Origin of the sequence: Pseudomonas sp. Z4-7, assembly GCF_051131965.1 — a bacterium.
Classification (GTDB): Bacteria; Pseudomonadota; Gammaproteobacteria; order Pseudomonadales; family Pseudomonadaceae; genus Aquipseudomonas.
Genome location: NZ_CP071642.1, coordinates 2,003,292 through 2,024,341, shown reverse-complemented (window position 1 = coordinate 2,024,341; position 21,050 = coordinate 2,003,292). Strand labels below are relative to the sequence as shown.

The following is a 21,050-nucleotide window of genomic DNA, read 5'->3' as shown; positions in this document are numbered from 1 at the left end:
GCGTCGATGCCTTCATCCTTACTTTCTCGCCTCAGGCAACGCTGGCTGGCCTGGTTGTTCATGGCCGCGATGGTGGTCGGCCTGCCGGTGGGCTGCGCGGTGTTGCAGCACAAGGAACGCGAGCTGGTGTTTCGCATCGAGCCGGGGACGGCGAGTTGGTTCAGTGGCCTTCCCAGCGGTGTGCAGGAGTTCGACCTCAAGCCCAAGAGCTTCAAGGCCGGGGAAAATATCCACGGCTGGTGGTGGCCGGCCGAACGCAAGAACGCGCCCGCCATCCTGTACCTGCACGGCGTGCGCTGGAACCTGACCGGCCAGCTGTTTCGCATCCAGCAATTGCGGGCGCTGGGCTATTCGGTCATGGCGATCGATTACCGTGGCTTTGGCAAAAGCCAAGGGGGACTGCCCTCTGAAGCCAGCGTGTACGAGGATGCAAGAATCGCCTGGGAACGTCTTGCGGTGCTGCAACCAGACCCGGCCCTGCGCCTGATCTACGGCCATTCCCTGGGCGGTGCCGTCGCGGTGGATCTTGCGGCGGAGCTGGGTCAGGAGGCGGCAAAAAATGGCACCACCGTGCCCGCCCGAGGCCTGGTCATCGAATCGACCTTCACGTCCCTGGGCGATGTCGCCACCGCCATGGCCAACACTTCCCTGCCGGTACGCTGGCTGCTGTCGCAGAAGTTCGATTCCATCGACAAGATCGGCGAGATCAACATGCCGCTGCTGATCGTCCACGGCGCCGCCGACCGCTACGTACCACCACACTTCAGCGAGCAGCTGTTTAATGCCGCCCGGGAACCGAAGCGGTTGTTGTTGGTGCCGGGCGCCACGCATAACAACAGCATGAGCCTGGCGGGCCGCACGTATCGGCAGGCGTTGGATGCGTTGATGCATGCCCGCCCATCCCCGGTGGCCGGAAACGCCCAGGCAAGCCCGGCCAAGGCGGGCTAAATCAACAATCCCTGTGGGAGCGAGCCTGCTCGCGAAGGGGCCAGTACATTCAACATCGGGGCGAACTGACCCACAGCTTTCGCGAGCAGGCTCGCTCCCACAGGGGATTGGGTTTACTTCAGAACCGGGGGCAAAAAAAACGGCACCTTTCGGTGCCGTTGTTTCTTGGTTGAAGCGTTACTTACGCGCCGCCTCCCACGATTTCAGCAGTTCGGCATAATTCACCGTCTCGCCTTTAGGCTTCTCGTTCGCCAGTTTCGGCTTCGGTGCGCCCGGTTGATCGAACCAGTATTGCGCGTCGCGCTCAGGGTTCATCTTAGGTGCGCAGGTGGCCTGGGCCTTGGAGCGTTCCAGACGCGTCATGATCGCGTCCTGATCCTTGGCCAGCCCGTCGAGAGCCTGTTGCGGGGTTTTCTCGCCACTGGCCGCTTCGGCGATGTGGCTCCACCACAGTTGCGCCAGGCGTGGATAGTCCGGCACGTTGGTCCCGGTTGGCGACCATTGCACACGGGCCGGGCTGCGATAGAACTCCACCAGGCCACCAAGTTTCGGCGCCAGGTCGGTCATCGCCTGGGAGTTGATGTCCGATTCGCGAATCGGCGTCAGGCCAACGATGGTCTTCTTCAGCGACACGGTCTTGGATGTCACGAACTGCGCGTAGAGCCAGGCCGCGAGGCGCTGTTTCTCAGGCGTCGACTTCATGAAGGTCCAGGAACCCACGTCCTGATAGCCCAGCTTCATGCCCTCTTCCCAATACGGACCGCGTGGCGACGGCGCCATGCGCCATTTCGGCGTGCCGTCGGCGTTCATCACTGGCAGGCCCGGCTTGGTCATGTCGGCGGTGAAAGCGGTGTACCAGAAAATCTGCTGGGCGATGTTGCCTTGGGACGGCACCGGACCGGACTCGGAGAAGGTCATGCCCGCCGCTTCCGGTGGCGCGTATTTCTTCATCCAGTCGACGTACTTGGTGGTAGCGAACACGGCGGCCGGGCCGTTGGTGTCGCCGCCACGGGTGACGCTGGAGCCGACCGGATGGCAGTCTTCGACGCGAATGCCCCACTCGTCCACTGGCAAGCCGTTAGGCAGGCCCTTGTCACCGCCGCCGGCCATGGAGAACCAGGCATCGGTGAAGCGCCAGCCCAGGGACGGGTCTTTCTTGCCGTAGTCCATGTGGCCATAGACGCGCTTGCCATCGATCTCCTTGACGTCTTCGGAGAAGAACTTGGCGATGTCTTCATAGGCCGACCAGTTCACCGGTACGCCCAGCTCGTAGCCGTATTTTTCCTTGAACTTGGCCTTCAGGTCCGCACGCTCGAACCAGTCGGCGCGGAACCAGTAGAGGTTGGCGAACTGCTGGTCGGGCAGTTGATAGACCTTGCCGTCCGGCGCGGTGGTGAAGGAGATACCGATGAAGTCCTTGAGGTCGAGGGTCGGCGAGGTGAAATTCTTGCCTTCGTTGGCCATCAGGTCGGTGATCGACTCGGTCTTGCCGTAGCGAAAGTGCGTGCCGATCAGGTCCGAGTCATTGACCCAGCCGTCGTAGATGTTTTTGTCGGACTGCATCTGGGTCTGCAGCTTCTCCACCACGTCGCCTTCCTGGAGCAGGTCGTGGGTCAGCTGGATCCCGGTGATTTCGTTAAAAGCCTTGGCCAGTACCTTGGATTCATATTCGTGGGTAGCGATGGTCTCCGAGACCACGTTGATTTTCATCCCGCGAAATGGCTCGGCGGCCTTGATGAACCACTTCAGTTCTTCGAGCTGCTGCTCGGCTGTCAGGGTCGACGGCTTGAATTCGCTGCCGATCCATTTTTTCGCGGCGTCTTCATAGGCGTCGGCCCAGGCCGTAGCGCTCAGCCCGCTGAGTGCCAGCATGGCTGCCAATGAAACGCTATGTCGCAGCTTATTGTTTTTATCGAACATAGAGACCTCCTGTTTGGGTTTAAGAGCCTGATCGTCGTCGAACTTTCGCGACTAGCCCCACCGCATCACTGCCAACAGCCACACCAGAGACAACGCGAACGCTATCCAGATGCTCCAGTCGGTAACGCCGATCACCAGCAGGTGCAGGTAGGCGCTACCGAGAAGACCGATAAACAACCGATCGCCACGGGTCGTGGCAATCGGCAGGAAACCACGCCGAGGGATACTCGGCGAACGCAATTCCCATGTCGTCATGCCCGCCAGCAGCAAGGCAATGACCCCAAAAAACGTCGCCGTCGGGGCGGTCCAGTTCATCCATTCCATCATCGACTCCTCAGACCCGGCCCAGGGCAAAGCCCTTGGCCACGTGGTTGCGAACGAACCAGATCACCAGCATGCCCGGCAGGATGGTCAACACCCCTGCCGCCGCCAGCACGCCCCAGTCAATACCGGACGCCGACACCGTGCGGGTCATGACCGCCGCGATCGGCTTGGCATTCACCGAGGTCAGTGTCCGGGCCAGCAACAGCTCGACCCACGAGAACATGAAGCAGAAAAACGCCGTGACGCCGATGCCGGAACCGATCAACGGGATAAAGATCTTGGCGAAGAACTTGGGGAAACTGTAGCCGTCAATGTAGGCGGTCTCGTCAATTTCTTTCGGCACGCCGGACATGAAGCCTTCAAGGATCCACACCGCCAACGGCACGTTGAACAGACAGTGGGCCAAAGCCACGGCGATGTGGGTGTCGAACAGGCCGATGGACGAGTACAGCTGGAAGAACGGCAACAGGAACACCGCCGGTGGCGCCATGCGGTTGGTCAGCAACCAGAAGAACAGGTGCTTGTCGCCAAGAAAGCGGTAGCGCGAGAACGCATAGGCCGCCGGCAGCGCGACCGCCAGGGAAATCACCGTGTTCAGGCTCACGTAGTACAGCGAGTTGAGGTAACCGGTATACCAGCTCGGATCGGTGAAGATCACTTTGTAGTTCTGGAAGGTGAAATCCTGTGGCCACAGCGTCAGGCCGCCGAGGATTTCAGTGTTGCTCTTGAACGACATGTTCAGCAGCCAGTAGATGGGCACCAGCAGGAACAGGATGTAGATCAAAAGCGGTATCAGCTTTCTCTTGCTCATTGTGCGGGCCTCAACGGTTGGCGTCGGAGTGCGTCATGGCGGTATAGAACAGCCAGGACACCAACAGAATGATCAGGAAGTACACCAGGGAAAACGCCGCCGCGGGGCCCAGGTCGAATTGACCGATAGCCATCTGCGTCAGGGTCTGGCTGAGGAACGTCGTGGCGTTGCCCGGCCCGCCGCCGGTGAGGACGAACGGCTCGGTGTAGATCATGAAGCTGTCCATGAAGCGCAGCATCACCGCGATCAGCAGCACGCTCTTCATCTTCGGCAACTGGATGTGCCGGAACACCGCCCAGTTCGACGCCCGGTCGATTCGCGCCGCTTGATAATAGACGTCCGGAATCGCCCGCAGCCCCGAATAGCACAGCAGCGCCACCAGCGAAGTCCAGTGCCAGACGTCCATCACCAGCACCGTGACCCACGCGTCCATGGTGTTGGCCGCGTAGTTGTAGTTGATGCCCATGGCGTTGAGCGTCGAGCCCAGCAGGCCAATGTCGGCGCGCCCGAAAATCTGCCAGATGGTACCCACCACGTTCCACGGAATCAGCAACGGAATCGCCAGGATGATCAGCACCAGGGACGACCACTTGCCCTTGGTCGGCATGGTCAGGGCGATGGCGATGCCCAGCGGAATTTCAATCAGCAGGACACACGCCGAGTAGATGAACTGACGCAACAGCGAATCGTGCAGCCGTGGGTCGAGCAGCACCTGCCTGTACCAGTCGGCGCCGACGAAGTAGCGGCTGGACTGGTCGAAGATGTCCTGCACCGAATAGTTGACCACGGTCATCATCGGGATCACGGCACTGAAGGCCACCAGCAGGAACACCGGCAACACCAGCCACCAGGCCTTGTTGTTCTGCACCTTGTTCATGGCTGTACCTCGCCTGCGGATTCAAGCAGATATTCATCGGCATAGACCATCAGCCATTGACCCGGAAAACTGATATACGCGGTGCCTTCCGGCACAGGCTTGTCTTCGGCGAGGCGGACCTTCAGCGGTGCGCCATCAAGGTTGAGGGTCAGGATCTTGTAGGTGCCGAGGTCTTCGACGTGCACCACGTCAGCCCGCATCGCGTCGTCGTAAGGGCCGTCCCAGACATGCACGAATTCCGGGCGGATGCCGACCTTCAGGCTCTTGCCTTGCGCGTCGGCGACACGCCGCTGCAGGGTTTCGGACAGCGGCAAGTGGGTCGAGGCGAAACCGACGCCACCGGGCTGCGCCTGGACCTCGATCAGGTTCATGCCGGGGCTACCGATGAAGTAGCCGACGAAGGTGTGGCTCGGACGCTCGAACAGTTCGCGCGGTGTGCCGAACTGCACGATCTGGCCGCCGTACATCACCGCGATCTTGTCGGCGAAGGTGGAGGCCTCCAACTGGTCGTGGGTGACGTAGACCATGGTGATGTTGAACTGCTCGTGGATCTGCTTGAGCTTGCGCCGCAGTTTCCATTTCAGGTGCGGATCGATCACCGTCAGCGGCTCGTCGAACAGGATCGCCGAGACATCGTCGCGCACCAGCCCACGGCCCATGGAGACTTTCTGTTTTTCATCGGCGGTGAGGTTGCGGGCCTTTTTGTCCAGAAGGCTCTGCAGGTCGAGAACCTCGGCGATTTCCTGCACCTTGGTGTGGATCCGCGCCTCGGCCATGCCCTGGTTGCGCAGCGGGAACGCCAGGTTGTCGAACACCGTCATGGTGTCGTAGACCACCGGAAACTGGAACACCTGGGCGATGTTGCGCCGCTCCGGGGACAGTTCGTTGACGACTTTGCTGTCGAACATCACCTGCCCTTCGGAAGGGCTGAGCAAACCGGAAATGATGTTGAGCAAGGTCGACTTGCCGCAACCCGAAGGCCCGAGCAGCGCATAGGCGCCGCCCTGCTCCCAGATGTGGTTCATCTCGCGGATCGCGTAGTCCTCGGGGCCCGCCGGGGTGCTGGTGTAGCTGTGGGCGAGGTTCTGCAAACGAATTTCGGCCATCAGGCAACCCTCGCGATACGTTGCCCTGGGGCTTGGACGAGCTTGCCCTGGGCATCGAAGACAAACAGTTTGTGGGTCGGGATGTAGATGCGGATCGGCGCGTCGACGTCGTATTCGTGCACGCCGGGCAAATGCAGGACCAGCAGGAAGTGTTCGTTGCGCACGTGCAGGAAGGTCTCGGAACCGCTGATCTCGGCCACCTCGACGGTCACCGCCAGTTCCAGGTCGTCATCGTTGCTCGGCACCAGGGAGATATGGCTGGGACGCACGCCGAAACGGAACTCGCCCTCGCCCACCGGACGCAGGTCGACGTTCAGCGGAAAGTGCACGAAGTTGGCGAAGCTGACTTCATTGCCGGCAATGCGTCCCGGCATGAGATTGATCGGTGGTTCGGAAAACAGCTCGGCGGCCAGCACGGTTTGCGGTTGGTGATAAACGGACGACGACTTGCCGCTCTGGATCACCCTGCCCTCATGCAGGATCGTCGTGGTGCCACCCAGGGCCAACGCTTCGTTCGGCTCGGTGGTGGCGTAGACGGCGATGGTGTGACGAGCCTGGAACAGCTCGCGCATTTCCTGGCGCAGTTCTTCACGCAGCTTGTAGTCGAGGTTCACCAGCGGCTCGTCGAACAGGATCAGTTCGGCGTCCTTGACCAGCGCACGGGCCATGGCGGTCCGTTGCTGCTGACCACCGGACAGCTCCAGCGGATGACGCTTGAGGAATTTTTCGATCCGCAGCATCTTCGCGGTTTCCAGGACCTTGCCCTGGATGATTTCCTCGGAAATACCGGCCTGGCGCAGCGGCGAGGCGATATTTTCGAATACGGTCATGGTCGGGTAGTTGATGAACTGCTGGTACACCATCGACACATTGCGCAGCCGCACCGGCCGCTTGGTGACATCCACGCCGTTCATCAGGATGCGGCCGCTGTCGGGCTTGTCCAGACCGGCCATCAGGCGCATCAGGCTGGTCTTGCCGGACAGCGTGCGGCCCAGCAGAACGTTGAAGGATCCGGGTTCGAAACTCAGATTGGCATCGTCGATCCAGGTCTGGCCTTCGACGGTGCGACAGATGTGCTCAAGCTGTAATGACATGGCTCGGCCTTTTTATTATTTGGAGTCAAGCGACCTGAGTGCAAAAGCGAAAGCCGTGCCAGAAATCACAAGCTGTTGATTATGCTTGGCTTTCTTTTTTTGACGGTAAAACTGGCGTTCATTGCTGAACAGAAGTGAACAATCAGGGATGAACAATTGAACAGTGAGCCGGTTGACAATGAACAATTTTGAACAACACTGAATGAACGCTATCTGCCGGCCTGACGATAGTCCTTGTGGGAGCGAGCTTGCTCGCGATGGCGGTGGATCAGTTGCATTGATGTGACTGACACACCGCCATCGCGAGCAAGCTCGCTCCCACAGAATCTTCCACAGGATCTGTGTATGGATTGATATTCAGGCCTGCCCCAGCACAAGGACTCTGTGCGAGACTTGCCACAACAATAAAAACAGCACCTGCGAGAGTGCCCCATGGCCGCACCTGCTCCTGCCTTGTCCCACGAGGCCATCATTCAGGCTTCCTGGTCCCGTTGCCGCGCCTTTGGCCTCAATCACCAGAGCGTACCGGCGTTCGACCCATTGCCGGCCGAGGGCATCGCCCAGTTACTGGAAAGCCAGCATTCACTGGTGCAGACCACTCACCAGGAAGTCCTGCCGTACTACGAGAATATCCTGAGCAATTCCAATTGCCTGATCATGCTGGCCGACAACCAGGGCCAGGTGCTGACCTCCTGGGGCACCCAGCGGTTCATCGAACCGAAGCTGGCCCACGGTTTCAGCGCCGGAGCGACCTGGATGGAGCGCTGCACCGGCACCAACGCCATCGGCACCGCGCTGGCCTGTGAACAGGCGGTGCACATCGAACACGATGAACATTTCCTCAAGGCCAACCGCTTCATGACCGGCTCCGCCGCGCCGATCTTCGATGCCGAGCGCAAGGTCATCGCGGTGCTGGACGTCTCCAGCGACAGCTACCTGCCGCCGTCCCACACCCTGGGCATGGTGAAGATGATGAGCCAGACGGTGGAGAACCGGCTGATCCTTAATCTGTTTCGCGGTGAACACTTTCAACTCACGTTCAACACCGGACTGAACAACCTCGACAGCCAATGGGCCGGGCTGTTGATTTTCGATGAGAGCGGCCAGGTGCTCTCGGCCAACCGCCGCGCCGACAACCTGTTGGGCCTCAGCCTGTCACGGGTGAGCATCGAAAGCCTGTTCAAGGTCTCGCTGATGGAATTGCTCAACCAGCCCGACGGCCTGCCGTTCGCCTTGCAGGCGTCCGGGCGCAATCGGTTCCAGTGCCTGCTCAAGCGGCCGAAGCAGGTGTCGGTCAAGCCGCGCATCTTTGCCGAAACGACGCCCTCGCCAGCGCCCGCCCCTGCCAATACCACCATCAGCCTCAACACCCTGCACTTCGGTGACAGCAGGGTGGAAAAAGCTGTGCGCCAGGCCGAGCGCCTGTTGGAGAAAGACATTCCGCTGCTGATCCACGGCGAGACCGGCGTCGGCAAGGAAGTCTTCGTCAAGGCTTTGCACCAGGCCAGTTCGCGTTGCAAGCAGGCGTTTATCGCAGTCAACTGCGCGGCGATTCCCGCCGAGTTGGTCGAGTCGGAATTGTTCGGTTATGAAAAAGGTGCCTTCACCGGCGCCAACCAGAAGGGCAGCATCGGCCTGATCCGCAAGGCCGATCGCGGCACGTTGTTCCTTGATGAGATCGGCGACATGCCGCTACCGACCCAGGCCCGCTTGCTGCGGGTCTTGCAGGAACGCTACGTGCAACCGGTGGGCAGCGCCGAGCTGTTCCCGGTGGACATCCGCATCATCTCAGCCACCAACCGCTCGCTGCGCGAACAGGTGCAACTGGGGCGATTTCGTGAAGACCTCTACTACCGCATCGGCGGTCTGACCCTCGAATTGCCGCCCCTGCGCGAACGCAGCGACAAGCAGGCGCTGTTCAACCGCCTCTGGGAACACCACCGCGAGCCGACCCAATGGGCCGGCCTGAGCCGCGAAGTCCTGGAGCTGTTCGAACGCCACCCCTGGCCGGGCAACCTGCGGCAAGTCAGCAGCGTGCTGCAAGTGGCCCTGGCAATGGCCGAAGAACAACCGATCCGCCCGGAACATCTGCCCGATGACTTTTTTGTCGACCTGGAAATGGAGCCGGTGGAAACACCGGAACCGCTGGCAGTAGACCTGAACGACGCCGAAGACCTGAACCGCCAGTTGCAGGCCGTCGGCGGCAACATTTCCCACCTGGCACGACGCCTCGGCGTCAGCCGCAATACTTTGTACAAACGCCTGCGGCAGTTGGAAAACGTCGGATCAGTCGGCATCAACGGTGACTGACACACCGCTTTCGCGAGCAAGCTCGCTCCCACAGGGGGCCTGGGGTGAATGTGAAACCTGAGAACAAAGCAGAAAAAATGTGGGAGCGAGCCTGCTCGCGAAGGCGTCGGGACAGCCAACATCAACGTTGAATGACACTCCGCTTTCGCGAGCAGGCTCGCTCTCACAGAAGTTTCGCTTATCTGCCTGGCACTCCGAAGCGGTTGCCATTCCACTCAAGCAACAGGTCAGTCGAAGGCACCGTTGAGCACTTCGTAAATGATGCCGCTGGCGATCGCCACCAGAATCAGGTCGGTACCAACCTGCTGCCATTCGTAACCGTCATAGCGCGGCAGGTGTCCCAGCAAACGTCCGTCGAGCTTCTTGGCGATGCCGGGTGGCAGCGGCTTGCCCCTGGCGAGGTTCTTCTGGATACCCGGCGGCAATGCCGGGCCTGGGCTCCAGTAATCGCGATAACCGCCAATCACACCCAGAACACCGCCACGGTCGATGCTCGGCCCATTATGCCAATCGCTGCCGCCACCGCCCTGGTTGCCTTTGCCTCCCTGGTTGCCTTTATTGCCAGCATTGCCCTGGTTACCCTTATTGCCAGCATTACCCTGGCCGCCCTTGTTGCCCTGCCCGCCCTTGCCTCCTTGTCCCTGACCTTGATCGAATTGAGCGTTTCCCTTGCCATTGCCCGGGTCCGCGACAGCAAGGCCAGGGCCCGCCGCCAAGGCAAAACAGGTTACTGCAGCAATCAACGAGCGCGATTTGAACATGGCAGTACTCTCAGAAAGGGAATAGTCCCTGTAAAGATATAGAGACTAACGGTGATATTAGTTCCATATCACGCTGCGTGTCGGTTACCTGCACCCCGTGCCGCCCTGAACCAAGCAATCAGGCGGCAATTGACCCGGTTTTGTCGTATCAGTGACTTATTCCTGAGGCATGGTTGGAGCGCTGCCGCCCCGACAGGCGCCGAAACTTGCCACTGGTCGCCTGTGACAAGTCGTGCACATGACACGGGCACGTCTGGCTCAAGGTTTGCAGCGGACCTTGTACGCAGCGCAGGACGACGTCTTTCTGTCGCGGCAGCAAATTCTAAACGCTTGGTCAGCCACCGGAGATGTACCGTGTCAACTCTCAATGAAATCGCAGCGAACCACGCGAGAATGGCAAAATTAAAGGAAGAAGAGTCGATGCGGTTGAGCGCGCTTCAAAGCCAGATAGTTGGCAGTCTTGAGTTGCCAGTGACGCACACGGAACAGCAGATGCCGCTGCACTTTCTGACAATCGTCCCAGACCACGCTTTTGCAGATGCCATGCTCTGAGTGCGTCCTGAATGTTGGATGAAACCCGTCGCCCGTTTGATTGAGCGGGCGATTCGGGATGACCTGCCTTTGCAGTTTCCAGCGCCGTCGTGAACTTCCCGCCTGCCCTCGCAAGACCAGCGTGATGCCCATCACAGATCAGAAAGCCATTTAAGCAACTGTTGCGGTATTTTTGCGCGCGAACGCTTATAAAGCGGGCAGCAAAAGCGAATTAGCCAAAAGACCAGGAAAAACAGCGCAGGATTCTCGGAAGAACGATCTCTTTGATGGAACACCAGGAGCAGCGAAAAATGAGCACGACTGAACAAATACAAAGCAGCGGAAAATACAGCGCCAAATGGCAGGAACGTTTCGACTTCTTTGATACCTATGGCGCGCCAAACGACCCGCGCTACAAGGAAGCCGTCAAGAGCCTGCCGGACTTCAAAAAGAAAATCCTGATCAACGCCAACGTGATCGCGTTTTTCTTCGGTCCTATCTACCTGTTTGTCTTGGGCCTGTGGAAGAAGAACCTGGCGCTGCTCGGAATCTTCCTGGCGATCAACATCGTATTGAGCGTGATTTTCGCCATCATCGGCATGGAATTTCCGCGGCCGTTGAGCATGGGTCTGAACATCGCCATGTCGATGATGTATGCGCTCATGACCAACTATGCGTACTACCTGAAGGAAATCAAGGGCGAGCAAGGCTGGAATCCGCTCAAAGGCATGCGTCTCTGATTACCGGCTCAGCCGCAGCGCCCTATAAAAATGGCGCAAACAGCCCCGCCTGATGGTCCATTGAGTGTCGCCTGGCGTTACCAGGCCTTTCATAGGAACTCGACAATGGCTGACGACTTGAGCAATCGCGGGCCCCAGGACCGGAACCGCATCAACACTTCCGAAGACTGGGAATTGAGATACTGGGCGAAAGAATTCGGCGTGACCGAAGAGCAGCTCAAGGCAGCGGTCAAGGCTGTTGGGCCGGTGGCCGATGATGTTCGCAGGCAATTGAAGAAGTAACGAATAAGCCCTGCATTGCTGCGGGGCTTATTCATTCAGGTGGACCTCCATCCGACGGCTTAGACGCTGACCGGATCAATCCTGCCCAGTCTGAGCGTCTTAGAAAGCAATTCGTCCTGGCGGCTACCTGGGCCAATGATTGCGCTTCGTCTCCGGGAGCCTTAGACGTGAGCTTATTTGTCGGCCTTGCGGAAAAGTGTGGTCTCGAAGCGATGGGTTCCTCTGATGAAGTATATTTGCTTTAGCGTACCGTCCTCATTGATAGCAATCACATGCGGTATCCTGGATTTATGATACGGGTGATCATAAAGGTCTGGCTTATTGCTGTAGGCGAACGCGGTGAAGTGGAGGCCGTCAGCTTCCCAACTGACGCCGTTGAACAGGTAGACCCAATTTTCGCTGTCTGAGTTATAGAGATAAGCTTCGCCGCCTTTGTCCCTGCGGATCTCAAATTGAATATCTCCTCGCTCGCTTGCCCACCGACCGATGTATCGGTTCAGGTCGGCGTGCGAGGGCAAAGTAGGCGCTGGAGCAAAATCAGCCTCTTGGTACGGCGACTTTTTGGCTTCTGCTTCCCGGTCAATGACATACGAATCGCACAATGGCGCGATCTTTTGCACCTTTCGATAGCTAAAGATCAGAGGATTGCCGGACAACACCATACCCAGGCGCATGGTATTCGGCGTCAACGAAATAACCTCAAGGTCGAAGGTATCGTTTGGCGACTCGATATGGATCGACTTACCGTCATCGGCCAAGGTGTACTTGGATACCTCGACCTCCCCTCTGGCGTTGGGCTCATTGCAGTTAAACGAATGCAATGCCACTGTTCCATCCGGCAAGTAATTTGCCACGTTGGCAATACCGTTGCGTAGAGGGCTCATCGCCCAAGTTCCTAAAAGAGCCGTATGATCGGCCTTTGCCGATGCACCCACCGCAGAATCTGCTACTTGCACTGCATGAGCGCCCAAAGATAGGGCTGCGAAAAACAAGGGGTAAAGCTTTTTCACTGAAAATCTTCCATGGTGGCGCCAAAATCGAAACACACGCTCATTTGCGCGAACTGTTTGCCTGCACAGCGAGGCCATTCGATGTCAGGTTTCCACTATGTCGGTAGAGCCAGCGACATCTTTAGTTCGCAGCAAGACCTGGAAAAAACGCTCAGGCTCTACGATCAGCTCGTTAGAAAAAATGAATTACCCGTCAAGGCGCTCGGTCAACAATTATGAACGCAGTAATCTGACGAGGTAACAGCGATGACTATCGAAGCAGAGACACTCGTACAACTGACCGAAGCACTTCAGAAGCGTGGGATGGTGCTGGTATCCGACGTGGCGTTTATCCGAGCGCCTTACAGGGAGGATCATCATTGGATTTGCATGGTGGAATAATCGGTAAGTTGTGCTGGCGGCGCTGAGAACGTTTGCGCCGCCAGTCTCCGTCTAACGGTATATAAATCCGCACTTAGGCAGTGCGCAATTCCCGAGGCCGATCATGAGGACCCCGGTGGAATACCATCTTTGTTGAAGTCCTTCAAACGCTCACGCTCCTGCTCGGTGGAGTGGGCGGGCGTGTCGTCCTTGGGTTGTTCGTTTTTCTTCTCGTCGGTCATGGGTTTGCCCTCTCGTTGATAACAGGTTGGGCACACCAGGGCGCTGGCAGTTCAATCAATACGTGGTTCTACGGTCAGTCGTCCCGCACGTTCCCCAGCCTCAACTCTCGCAGGCCGCTGTTCCCCATGAATCGAATCACGACACCCTCCCCCCGCGTCAAGGCAAGCACATGGTCGATCAACTCACCTTGACTGTCGGCCTGCAGGATCGGTTTGTAGCCATGGGATTTATAAAGTGTCCAACGGTCGTTTTCGAACTCTATCCTGTACACATCCACTGCCAGGCGCTCCGATTGTGTTGTCGGTAGATACGCCAAGGTGCGTCGGTGTTCCGGTTGGGTGTCGAGTGGAACCGACGAGATTCCCAGCGACCAAGTAGCGCCGCCTGGTGCAAGCTCAAGCCGAATCGAAAGGCATCTTCTTGTCACGCGCTCGATCCCATAAACGCACTTCCAGGCTGTTATGCACCGCCGTCGCACATATGGCCGCCTGGCCGGTAGCGACACTGATCTGCTTGAGCGAATTGACCACGTCTCCAACCGCATACAGACCTTCTACGCAGGTGCGCTGGTGCTCGTCGACGACCAGCGCACCTTGCTCGTCGGTTTCGGCACCGAGTTGCACCGCGAGTTCGGAGCACATTTGCGAACCCAGACACGGATACACAATGTCGAAGCAGAGGCTTTCGCCCTTGCACGTTTCAACCTGGACTTGATCGCTGCCAGCCTCTATATGCTCGACACGATCGGCTACCAAGCAAATACCGGCATGCCTCGCTACCGCAACGGCTTCTTCGCAAGCCTGGCTATCTCCATGAATCAATACCGTTACCCGGTCAGTGAAGTTTCGCAAAAACAATCCATGATTGATCGCACAGCTCGCCTCGCCATAAACCGCGACGTTATCGCCATTGACTTCGTAACCATCACAGATCGCGCAAAGTCGGATCACCGATTGCGCAACCGCATCGTAAGGCCGCTCCATGTGTGGCAGCGTGTCGACGATTCCGGTCGCCAGCACCACGCGACGCGCAACCAGTTCACGGCCGTTGAGTTGCGCAACAAAACCTGCACGGTGCTTGAGCAGGCGCTTGACCCTCCCTGATTCGATGATCGCGCCGTAACGCAACGCCTGCTCTCGCAGCCGGGCGAGCAAGTCCGTGCCGGAAATGCCCGGTGGAAAACCCGGATAGTTATGGGAACGTGGAATGAGACTCGCACGGCTGCGCCCACCGTCGGCGACCAGGACCTGCCGGTGGAAACGACTCAGGTAAACGGCAGCGGTCAATCCAGCGGGGCCGGCGCCGACGATCAGACAATCAAGATCAACGTCCCCACCTTCAGTGGAAGCTGATTCTGGCCGAGCGAACAGCTCTTCATATTCATCAGGCTCCAGTGGCATCGCCGGTTCCTCGTGCTTGCGGTGTTCTTAGCAATGACCGCGAACTGAGCGACAACGATTGCCTGGCCCGACAAACGGCCGTTTATTCCGCTTTATCAATAACTTATGCGCCTTCCGTTTGTCCTGTGCGCCGATGCCGCGTGTGAACTTGCGGCAGGCGGCTCTTTCCGAACTGAAAGAGACCCTGCTGAAACAACACATACATCAGGAGCCGCCCCATGGATGCCCCCCGCCAGATTACCTACAGCCAATTTCCCCCTATCGAGCAGCCTCGGCGCAGTGGCATGCTGCCCGTCGACGATCTGCATACGCTTTATTGGGAAGAAAGCGGCAACCCCGACGGCGTACCGGTGATTTACCTCCACGGCGGACCCGGCGAAGGCGCTCCGCCGACCAAACGACAGTTCTGGGATCCCGATCATTACCGCATCGTACTGTTCGATCAGCGCGGCGCCCTTCGCTCGACACCCTTGGCGGAACTGCGCGACAACACTACCCAAGCGCTGGTCAACGACATCGAGGCGTTAAGGGAGCATCTCGGAATCGATCGTTGGCTAATCACCGGTGGCTCGTGGGGCACCACCCTGGCGTTGGCCTACGGCGAGACGCATCCGCAACGCTGCCTCGGCTTCATCCTGCGAGGGGTATTCCTGGGCACAGCCGACGAGATCGACTGGTTCATCCACGGCATGCGGCGCTTCTTTCCCCGCGCTCATGAAGACTTCGTGAATTTCATTCCCGAAGCCGAACGCCACGACCTCTTGAAAGCCTATCTGGACCGCATGACCGGCGCCGACGAGCACCTACGCGTGGAAGCCATCCGCTGCTGGGTGCGCTACTCCGCCAGTTGTTCGCTGTTGCGGCATGACCCTGACGGCGTCGAAGAACAAGCGTCAGACGATCAGACCAGCACTGGCATGGGATGCCTGGATGCCTGGTACTTCAAGAACCAGCTATTCTTGGAGGAAGATCAGCTCATCCGAGACATCGCGGCGATTACCCATCTGCCGTGCAGCATCATCCAGGGCGGGCACGACATGATTGCTACGCCAAACTCGGCCTTTCGCCTGCATAAAGCGTGGCCAGGCTCGGTGCTGACCGTGATCAATGATGCCGGGCATTCACCTTCGGAAACCGGGATTGTCAGTGCTTTGATCGAGGCGACGGAGCAGTTCAAGGTGGGTGGGAAATTCGGTTAGGAGCAATGCACAACAAACCAGAAGGCCCAGCACCAACGCCGGGCTTCAGTGAAGCACTCTGCGACTCTCCCCGATCCTTATGCGATCAAGCGCACGGTTTAACGCATCCAGCGCCTTTAACAGCGCCTCGGCTTCAGCTTCCCGGCCATCACCCCACAGGCGCTCAGCCATTTTGTTGAGCGCCAGAATTGATCGCTCGATTTCGGCAGCACTCGCTGTCGTTTTGTCATCCGGCTGTTTCTTTGGCATTGCCTTGGCGCTTTTTAAAGTTGATCGGGGTCTTGCGATGAATCGCCAGGCAGCGCCACGCTCAAGTCCAAATGGCCGTCTCGGTATTGATCTCCGCGACAGACGTAGCGTTGAACTGCCGCTGGCGGTGCAGATCATCGCGCATTTTCGGGTAATTGAATTTCCTGCCCCCCAGCTCTTTCAGAACAAGGCCTGAAATTTTGTAGGTGCCGCAGTCAGCGCAGTTGACGAGTTCACCACCTTGATCCTCTTCGGACTGTTGTGCTTCCAGCCCGCATAGATAACATTTCATACCTGATCTCCTGTTAGCCGATGCTTAGAAGATCATCTGGTAAAGGGTGAAGTTTCAATGGCTTGATCGCCTGCAACCATGACTGCAGGATCCCGAACAACCCAATCTGCTTGCGGGGGCGCCTATGGACAGGTAACAGCCTCGTTAGACTGCCGCTTGGTCCACAAAGTACGACCGTTGATTGCGCTCTTGAACCATGCCTCGGTAACCGCATAGCATTTGCCCTCCCAAGTCTCGACAAACGTCCTTGGATAACCTTCAGGCTCATTTCCACCCAGACGCATCCAGTTTGGATCTGGCGAGGTGACTGTCCTATAAGGCATGCAGGCTGCCAGTACTACCAGCAAGAATGCCAAGACTAGCGTTTTCATATGAATCCCAGTGAATTGGAAGGCGTGTGTTGCACACCGCGCTCTTGAGATTGACCGCGGCTAGAAACGCGGGGTATAGACGGATGGGATGTTTTCCCAACGTGAGCTACGACGAGAAGCTTCTGCGAGTGACGCAGTACAACCCACGTTGATCGGCGGAAAGCGGAAAGCCAGGGACAGACCGTAATAGGAGTTCACCTGTAACCGGACCGTCGCGTAATTGTTGTATGGCCGCGTTTTCCTGGTCCTTGCATCTGTTGCCCATAAAATCATTGGCGCGAGTGATGATGAGGAGACAGCGACAGACCTCGATTTGAAGACATGATCGTTTTCCAACTCACTGCGACGCCAACCTGGTGATCCTCGCTCCCTGCGGGCTCGGCTCGTGAAGAAGGCACGGAAACGCCTGAAAGGATTTGAATCGGACATGGCCATCTCTATCCGTTCCTGCGCCATCTCGTTCTTCGCCTGGGCGATTTGCCTTGCCAGGTTTATCGCGGTGTTTTTGAACTCCCGGTGAAGCGCCTGCTCCTCGGTCTCGTTTCCAAGTGGCTTAACCTTCATCTCGGAAAATGTGAACAGCGTTCTGTCGCTGAGCACGTAAAACGTGCCGCGAATTTTTTGTATAGTGCCCTGAAAGGTAAAGTCCATCGAACAGAACGCATGTTCGTCCACGTTTATGTAGTAGAGCGGCTCACCCTGCAGGTTTCGAACGGTTCCGTCCTGGTGAATCCTGCCCAAAGGCGCCCCATCGTTGCCGTTGCCTTTGAAGACCAGGTAGCGGCCGTTCATGTAGTTGTACGGCATTAACGGTTCCAGTTTGCCCATTCTCTGCACACACCCATGCTCCTTTCCCGCAACGCTATCAGGTCAGGAGCACCGATGCTCATTATCTTCTGACGGCTGCTTGCCTGGCTGCAGAAGTGTCCGCTGGAAAATACAGCTCCAGGTCTCAGGCGCAGGTAGCCAGAGGCCAACCGACGCGTGCTGCACGGAGCAGGCTGGCCCTGACAACCAAACGATGAAACGGGGCGATAACGAAGATATAGGCCCGGCCAAGACGGTTGTGGCACTGAACCACGGTTGAAAACACCAGTTGGCGATTGCCTTCTGGCTCCGCCTCTTCAGAACACAGGATCGATATCCGAAAGTCGAGGTGCTTGTCGTCCTCTCCCAACACGATTTCAGTCTGGTTTGTACTGTAGACCTTGAAGACCCCCACCCGATTGGCAAGCGATGCCAGATGTCTGGCTGTCTTCAGGCCAAAACAGGCAACGATAGTGTCCCGGATTGTCAGGAGCCATCCGATCCAGGAGGGCTGGTGTGAAAGAATGAATCGAGCTAGCAAATCCGGATCGCTGGATGTGCCCGCAGGGAGCCGAATCGCAAAAGCGTCCGCCAGGTTCATCGGGTTGTAAAGATGGGTAATGCCTGACGTTGAGGGGACTGGCACGGACTTAATGAGCTTAAATTCTCGCATTGGGGATCCTTCCTTAGTTTCCAGCCACGAATTGGACGACCTGCCGTGTCGATAAAGGCGAGATAGAGCTCTAGCTGCCCACTGGCAGACCATAGAGCAACGTCGGACTGAGCTTGTTAACGTTCGCTGGTGTTCGCAGCATATCAGTCAGCTGCGCACCATACGCAGTCTGTATGGCGCGAAATGTCGAGCGAAATAACCGGTGAGAAACCTCACTCTTAGGGCAGAGGCGGATCCGACACGAAACCCGTCGGAATATTGAGAAAGGAATGCCAGGCATCTACAGCGTCATGATGCCGCTGGGCAGCGTCCTCCCAAAAAGGACCGGATACCTCTTTCGCAGAGACCAGCATCATCATCTTTATCGTCGCGGCGTCCAGCTCTTTGAGAAGCTCATGGGATGTAGCCCTGAATTCTTCGAACGACGTCATTGCATCTGCCTCGGGCGGTGTTCACCGCCATTGAGAAATAGGTATTCCTCGATGAATGGAGTCCCGCGAGCGGCAGTAATTCCGAACGGCCGGACCGCCGGTAAATTCATTTGTAGGCGATGTTCAAAACCCGCGGACTTGGCTTGCGAAGAAGACTAGGAAAAACGATGGTTACTACCTAGCTAAGAACATCTCACGGTGCACTCACCTGTGAAGAGGACGAACTGCTGGTGGGATTGCGATATCCCTTCTGGTGTGATGCCTCATGTTTAGCATTTGAAAAGTACATTGCACCGGCTGCACCAGCCTTCAGCTGCGCTCCGGCTCATCGGAAAACGGAAGAGAGGATGACCTGTATCGGAAACCGTCAAAACCAGTGAGAAGTTTATGAACCTACGCCGAATTTCGTCGGCTGGAACGCTGATGCCTGCCCCATCGACTATTTGAAGAACGCCGCCCGATACCCTGCTGTCAATCCGTTGCCATTCGAACTGCCAGCCTGTTACCCAAGTGAAGTCTCGAATTTGATAGTCGCCAGTGATGCTTTGGCATTGAGCGAGTTTCCTGTTGGACAGGTCAAAGACAAAAAACAGGGAGTTTGGATAGCCGAGCATCCGAGCACCGTCCAGGCTCAGACCTTCTTTTCGGTTGATGGACGTCACAAGTGCTTTTGCTCGTCGCTTACGCCATATCAAATACCCTATGGCGAGACAAAAAATAGAAAAAGAAGCCCCGAAGAGCTGACGTCCCTCGACTGTAAGCTTATCGGGCGAAAACCGTATAATGCCCCACACGAGTCCTATCGTTACAAGCCCCGATAACCAAGCGGCGGGAATCGCTATTTTATTAGCGAGGCTAACTCCAAGCGTCCTCAAACAGCTGTCCATGACTGTATCCAATATCACTTAAAGAAGAACTCGCAGGTTATCACTCACAGAGCGCCAATTTATAGGGCCTGGCCCGCAATGCGTGGGTACGTGCCTCAACAGGGCTTCGTTTGCTTGGTTGCGGTGGGAACCTCACCGTTGGCCGGCTAATTTCTTCAGTCTTCCAGAGCCATCATCCACGTATGCAAATAAGCCCAGAAACGCGGCGAGCTCGCTGGCGAGCTGTTTCTGTTGGCTGACTTTTTTTCCGACGACACGGCGAGCAATTAACAAACGCCCGTTTTCATACTCGACATAAATACTGTAGGACTTGCTAAAAACAGCCAGGTGGCCGTCGGGTTTGAGCACTATTCGAAGCGGTGTGCGTTTCGTTAGTTGATACCGTCCGAGAAAAGCCACACCAGACGACTGCATGGCCAGCGGAGCGCGCTCGCTGATATCTCTGCCCAGTTGATATACCCACCACATCACAACCAGGCTTGCGAGGATGATGCCCGGCCACTCCCTCCCAGGTAACGACAGGCCGGTCGATAAGCTGATACAAAAGATCGCCGTGATCGCCCAAGGTGTCTGGCGAAGCAGCGGGACAAAAAATAAACGACCGATGCCGATCTTCGGCCGGATGATGAAAACCTCATTGGAGCCAAGTGGCGTCATCCGTAATCCCCTGTCGCAGACTGAAGGAAAAGATAGGGGAAAAGGGGGGAAAAAAGGGAAAAGGGGACCAGATTTATTTTCCAGCCAACTGCCAGTTCCAAGCGAATCCATTCGATAAGAACTCTCAAACGCACGGAGCAAAAATAAATCCGTCCCTTTTTTCTTTTTTTTCTTGCTTCGAAGGCCGCACTACTTGGCTTTTGCGCTCTTGATGTCGCTTATGATTTTCTGGGAAATAGCCTCAACCTGCTCCTTGGTCATCGCCGACATGACGCCTTCCCAGGCAGACGACGATGTGTCGTACGTTCGGGTGCCGATCAGCCGGCCTGATTTCAAGTCCGTATAATCTGCGCTGGAATTGACCCACGCATTCCCCACCATGACACCGGCGCCGTAGCGTGCACCCGGAGTGAGGTAACGGAAATTGCTCACATTGATCTTGATACCGACACCGTCTTCGCCTTCAGGATTTGATGCCTGACCTTCCGCAAGGCTGAAGCCGGCACGAGTCGCTTCGACTTGCAGGGCATCGCGCCATTCTTGTTTCAAGCGAGGCCAGTCCTCGTTCTGTTGAACCTTGCTGTTTCCCTGGAAGTTCACCACCAGGTTTTGCTTGGCTGACTCCTGGATGACCAGCGTTTCTGTCCCGCCGCTTTTGACAGAAGCAGCGCATCCGCTCAACATCAAAAGAGCAACAGCACAGGACAGTGCAATCGAAAGCTTGGAGTTGTTCATTGATTTCCCTATCCAAAAATCGGTGAGATGGA

General features: G+C 57.3%; 23 protein-coding genes. 6 read left to right on the top strand and 17 right to left on the bottom strand.

Going from position 1 to position 21,050, the window contains the following annotated elements; translation table 11 throughout:
• Nucleotides 1-6: 6 nt before the first annotated feature.
• Nucleotides 7-948: an alpha/beta hydrolase gene (locus tag J3P91_RS09105; RefSeq protein ID WP_434603516.1), complete on the top strand. Its 942-nt coding sequence runs from the start codon at nt 7-9 to the stop codon at nt 946-948.
• A 177-nt stretch (nt 949-1,125) separates the two neighbouring features.
• Here the strand turns inward: J3P91_RS09105 and J3P91_RS09100 are convergent, their stop codons facing one another.
• Genes J3P91_RS09100 through J3P91_RS09075 form a run of 6 tightly spaced genes read right to left on the bottom strand, consistent with a single transcriptional unit; the run spans nt 1,126 to nt 7,080 of the window.
• A complete protein-coding gene (locus J3P91_RS09100) occupies nt 1,126-2,868 on the bottom strand; it encodes an ABC transporter substrate-binding protein (RefSeq protein ID WP_305495764.1) in 1,743 nt (580 codons plus the stop codon).
• Between the two features lie 51 nt (nt 2,869-2,919).
• Complete coding sequence (locus J3P91_RS09095) at nt 2,920-3,192, bottom strand: DUF2160 domain-containing protein (protein ID WP_305495766.1); 273 nt, start codon at nt 3,190-3,192, stop codon at nt 2,920-2,922.
• Between the two features lie 10 nt (nt 3,193-3,202).
• On the bottom strand, nt 3,203-4,003 hold the full coding sequence (locus tag J3P91_RS09090) for a carbohydrate ABC transporter permease (RefSeq protein ID WP_305495769.1): 801 nt from the start codon (nt 4,001-4,003) through the stop codon (nt 3,203-3,205).
• 10 nt (nt 4,004-4,013) lie between these two features.
• Nucleotides 4,014-4,880 (bottom strand): carbohydrate ABC transporter permease, encoded by an 867-nt coding sequence (locus tag J3P91_RS09085; protein WP_305495771.1) that lies wholly within the window; start codon nt 4,878-4,880, stop codon nt 4,014-4,016.
• Nucleotides 4,877-5,986, bottom strand: coding sequence for an ABC transporter ATP-binding protein (locus J3P91_RS09080; RefSeq protein WP_434569134.1), 1,110 nt, complete (start codon nt 5,984-5,986; stop codon nt 4,877-4,879). The genes J3P91_RS09085 and J3P91_RS09080 overlap by 4 nt, the downstream gene beginning before the upstream one ends.
• Complete coding sequence (locus J3P91_RS09075) at nt 5,986-7,080, bottom strand: ABC transporter ATP-binding protein (protein ID WP_305495775.1); 1,095 nt, start codon at nt 7,078-7,080, stop codon at nt 5,986-5,988. The genes J3P91_RS09080 and J3P91_RS09075 overlap by 1 nt, the downstream gene beginning before the upstream one ends.
• Before the next feature lie 432 nt (nt 7,081-7,512).
• On the opposite strand from J3P91_RS09075, the gene J3P91_RS09070 reads away from it, so the two are divergent.
• Nucleotides 7,513-9,390: a sigma-54-dependent Fis family transcriptional regulator gene (locus J3P91_RS09070; protein ID WP_434603514.1), complete on the top strand. Its 1,878-nt coding sequence runs from the start codon at nt 7,513-7,515 to the stop codon at nt 9,388-9,390.
• Nucleotides 9,391-9,617: 227 nt separating this feature from the next.
• On the opposite strand, the gene J3P91_RS09065 is transcribed toward J3P91_RS09070, so the two are convergent.
• Nucleotides 9,618-10,151: an anti-virulence regulator CigR family protein gene (locus J3P91_RS09065; protein ID WP_434569136.1), complete on the bottom strand. Its 534-nt coding sequence runs from the start codon at nt 10,149-10,151 to the stop codon at nt 9,618-9,620.
• A gap of 354 nt (nt 10,152-10,505) precedes the next feature.
• On the opposite strand from J3P91_RS09065, the gene J3P91_RS09060 reads away from it, so the two are divergent.
• From J3P91_RS09060 to J3P91_RS09050, 3 genes are all read left to right on the top strand, one after another.
• Entirely contained in the window at nt 10,506-10,703 is a 198-nt protein-coding gene (locus J3P91_RS09060; RefSeq protein ID WP_434603512.1) for a hypothetical protein, read from the top strand.
• Between the two features lie 290 nt (nt 10,704-10,993).
• The gene (locus J3P91_RS09055) at nt 10,994-11,422 is read left to right on the top strand and encodes a DUF2628 domain-containing protein (RefSeq protein WP_434603510.1); all 429 of its coding nucleotides are present in this window, start codon (nt 10,994-10,996) and stop codon (nt 11,420-11,422) included.
• A gap of 105 nt (nt 11,423-11,527) precedes the next feature.
• The gene (locus J3P91_RS09050; protein ID WP_434569139.1) at nt 11,528-11,704 is read left to right on the top strand and encodes a DUF3606 domain-containing protein; all 177 of its coding nucleotides are present in this window, start codon (nt 11,528-11,530) and stop codon (nt 11,702-11,704) included.
• A gap of 173 nt (nt 11,705-11,877) precedes the next feature.
• Here the strand turns inward: J3P91_RS09050 and J3P91_RS09045 are convergent, their stop codons facing one another.
• Together J3P91_RS09045 and J3P91_RS09040 are read right to left on the bottom strand one after the other, a co-directional pair.
• On the bottom strand, nt 11,878-12,714 hold the full coding sequence (locus J3P91_RS09045) for a hypothetical protein (RefSeq protein WP_434569140.1): 837 nt from the start codon (nt 12,712-12,714) through the stop codon (nt 11,878-11,880).
• A gap of 998 nt (nt 12,715-13,712) precedes the next feature.
• Nucleotides 13,713-14,717 (bottom strand): NAD(P)/FAD-dependent oxidoreductase, encoded by a 1,005-nt coding sequence (locus J3P91_RS09040; RefSeq protein ID WP_434603508.1) that lies wholly within the window; start codon nt 14,715-14,717, stop codon nt 13,713-13,715.
• Nucleotides 14,718-14,935: 218 nt separating this feature from the next.
• On the opposite strand from J3P91_RS09040, the gene pip reads away from it, so the two are divergent.
• Complete coding sequence (pip, locus tag J3P91_RS09035) at nt 14,936-15,916, top strand: prolyl aminopeptidase (protein WP_434603506.1); 981 nt, start codon at nt 14,936-14,938, stop codon at nt 15,914-15,916.
• A gap of 45 nt (nt 15,917-15,961) precedes the next feature.
• Here the strand turns inward: pip and J3P91_RS09030 are convergent, their stop codons facing one another.
• The 8 genes from J3P91_RS09030 to J3P91_RS08995 all read right to left on the bottom strand — a co-directional run bounded on the left by J3P91_RS09030 (nt 15,962) and on the right by J3P91_RS08995 (nt 21,018).
• A complete protein-coding gene (locus J3P91_RS09030) occupies nt 15,962-16,165 on the bottom strand; it encodes a hypothetical protein (RefSeq protein ID WP_434569141.1) in 204 nt (67 codons plus the stop codon).
• A 61-nt stretch (nt 16,166-16,226) separates the two neighbouring features.
• Entirely contained in the window at nt 16,227-16,457 is a 231-nt protein-coding gene (locus tag J3P91_RS09025) for a hypothetical protein (RefSeq protein WP_434603504.1), read from the bottom strand.
• Between the two features lie 431 nt (nt 16,458-16,888).
• On the bottom strand, nt 16,889-17,635 hold the full coding sequence (locus tag J3P91_RS09020; RefSeq protein ID WP_434603502.1) for a hypothetical protein: 747 nt from the start codon (nt 17,633-17,635) through the stop codon (nt 16,889-16,891).
• Nucleotides 17,636-17,780: 145 nt separating this feature from the next.
• Nucleotides 17,781-18,308 (bottom strand): DUF2867 domain-containing protein, encoded by a 528-nt coding sequence (locus tag J3P91_RS09015; protein ID WP_434603500.1) that lies wholly within the window; start codon nt 18,306-18,308, stop codon nt 17,781-17,783.
• A gap of 218 nt (nt 18,309-18,526) precedes the next feature.
• Nucleotides 18,527-18,739, bottom strand: a complete 213-nt coding sequence (locus tag J3P91_RS09010) for a hypothetical protein (RefSeq protein WP_305495793.1) — start codon at nt 18,737-18,739, stop codon at nt 18,527-18,529.
• Between the two features lie 269 nt (nt 18,740-19,008).
• The gene (locus tag J3P91_RS09005) at nt 19,009-19,626 is read right to left on the bottom strand and encodes a hypothetical protein (protein ID WP_434603498.1); all 618 of its coding nucleotides are present in this window, start codon (nt 19,624-19,626) and stop codon (nt 19,009-19,011) included.
• A 132-nt stretch (nt 19,627-19,758) separates the two neighbouring features.
• Nucleotides 19,759-20,283: a hypothetical protein gene (locus tag J3P91_RS09000; RefSeq protein WP_434569146.1), complete on the bottom strand. Its 525-nt coding sequence runs from the start codon at nt 20,281-20,283 to the stop codon at nt 19,759-19,761.
• A gap of 189 nt (nt 20,284-20,472) precedes the next feature.
• The gene (locus J3P91_RS08995) at nt 20,473-21,018 is read right to left on the bottom strand and encodes a hypothetical protein (protein ID WP_434603497.1); all 546 of its coding nucleotides are present in this window, start codon (nt 21,016-21,018) and stop codon (nt 20,473-20,475) included.
• Nucleotides 21,019-21,050 lie beyond the last annotated feature (32 nt).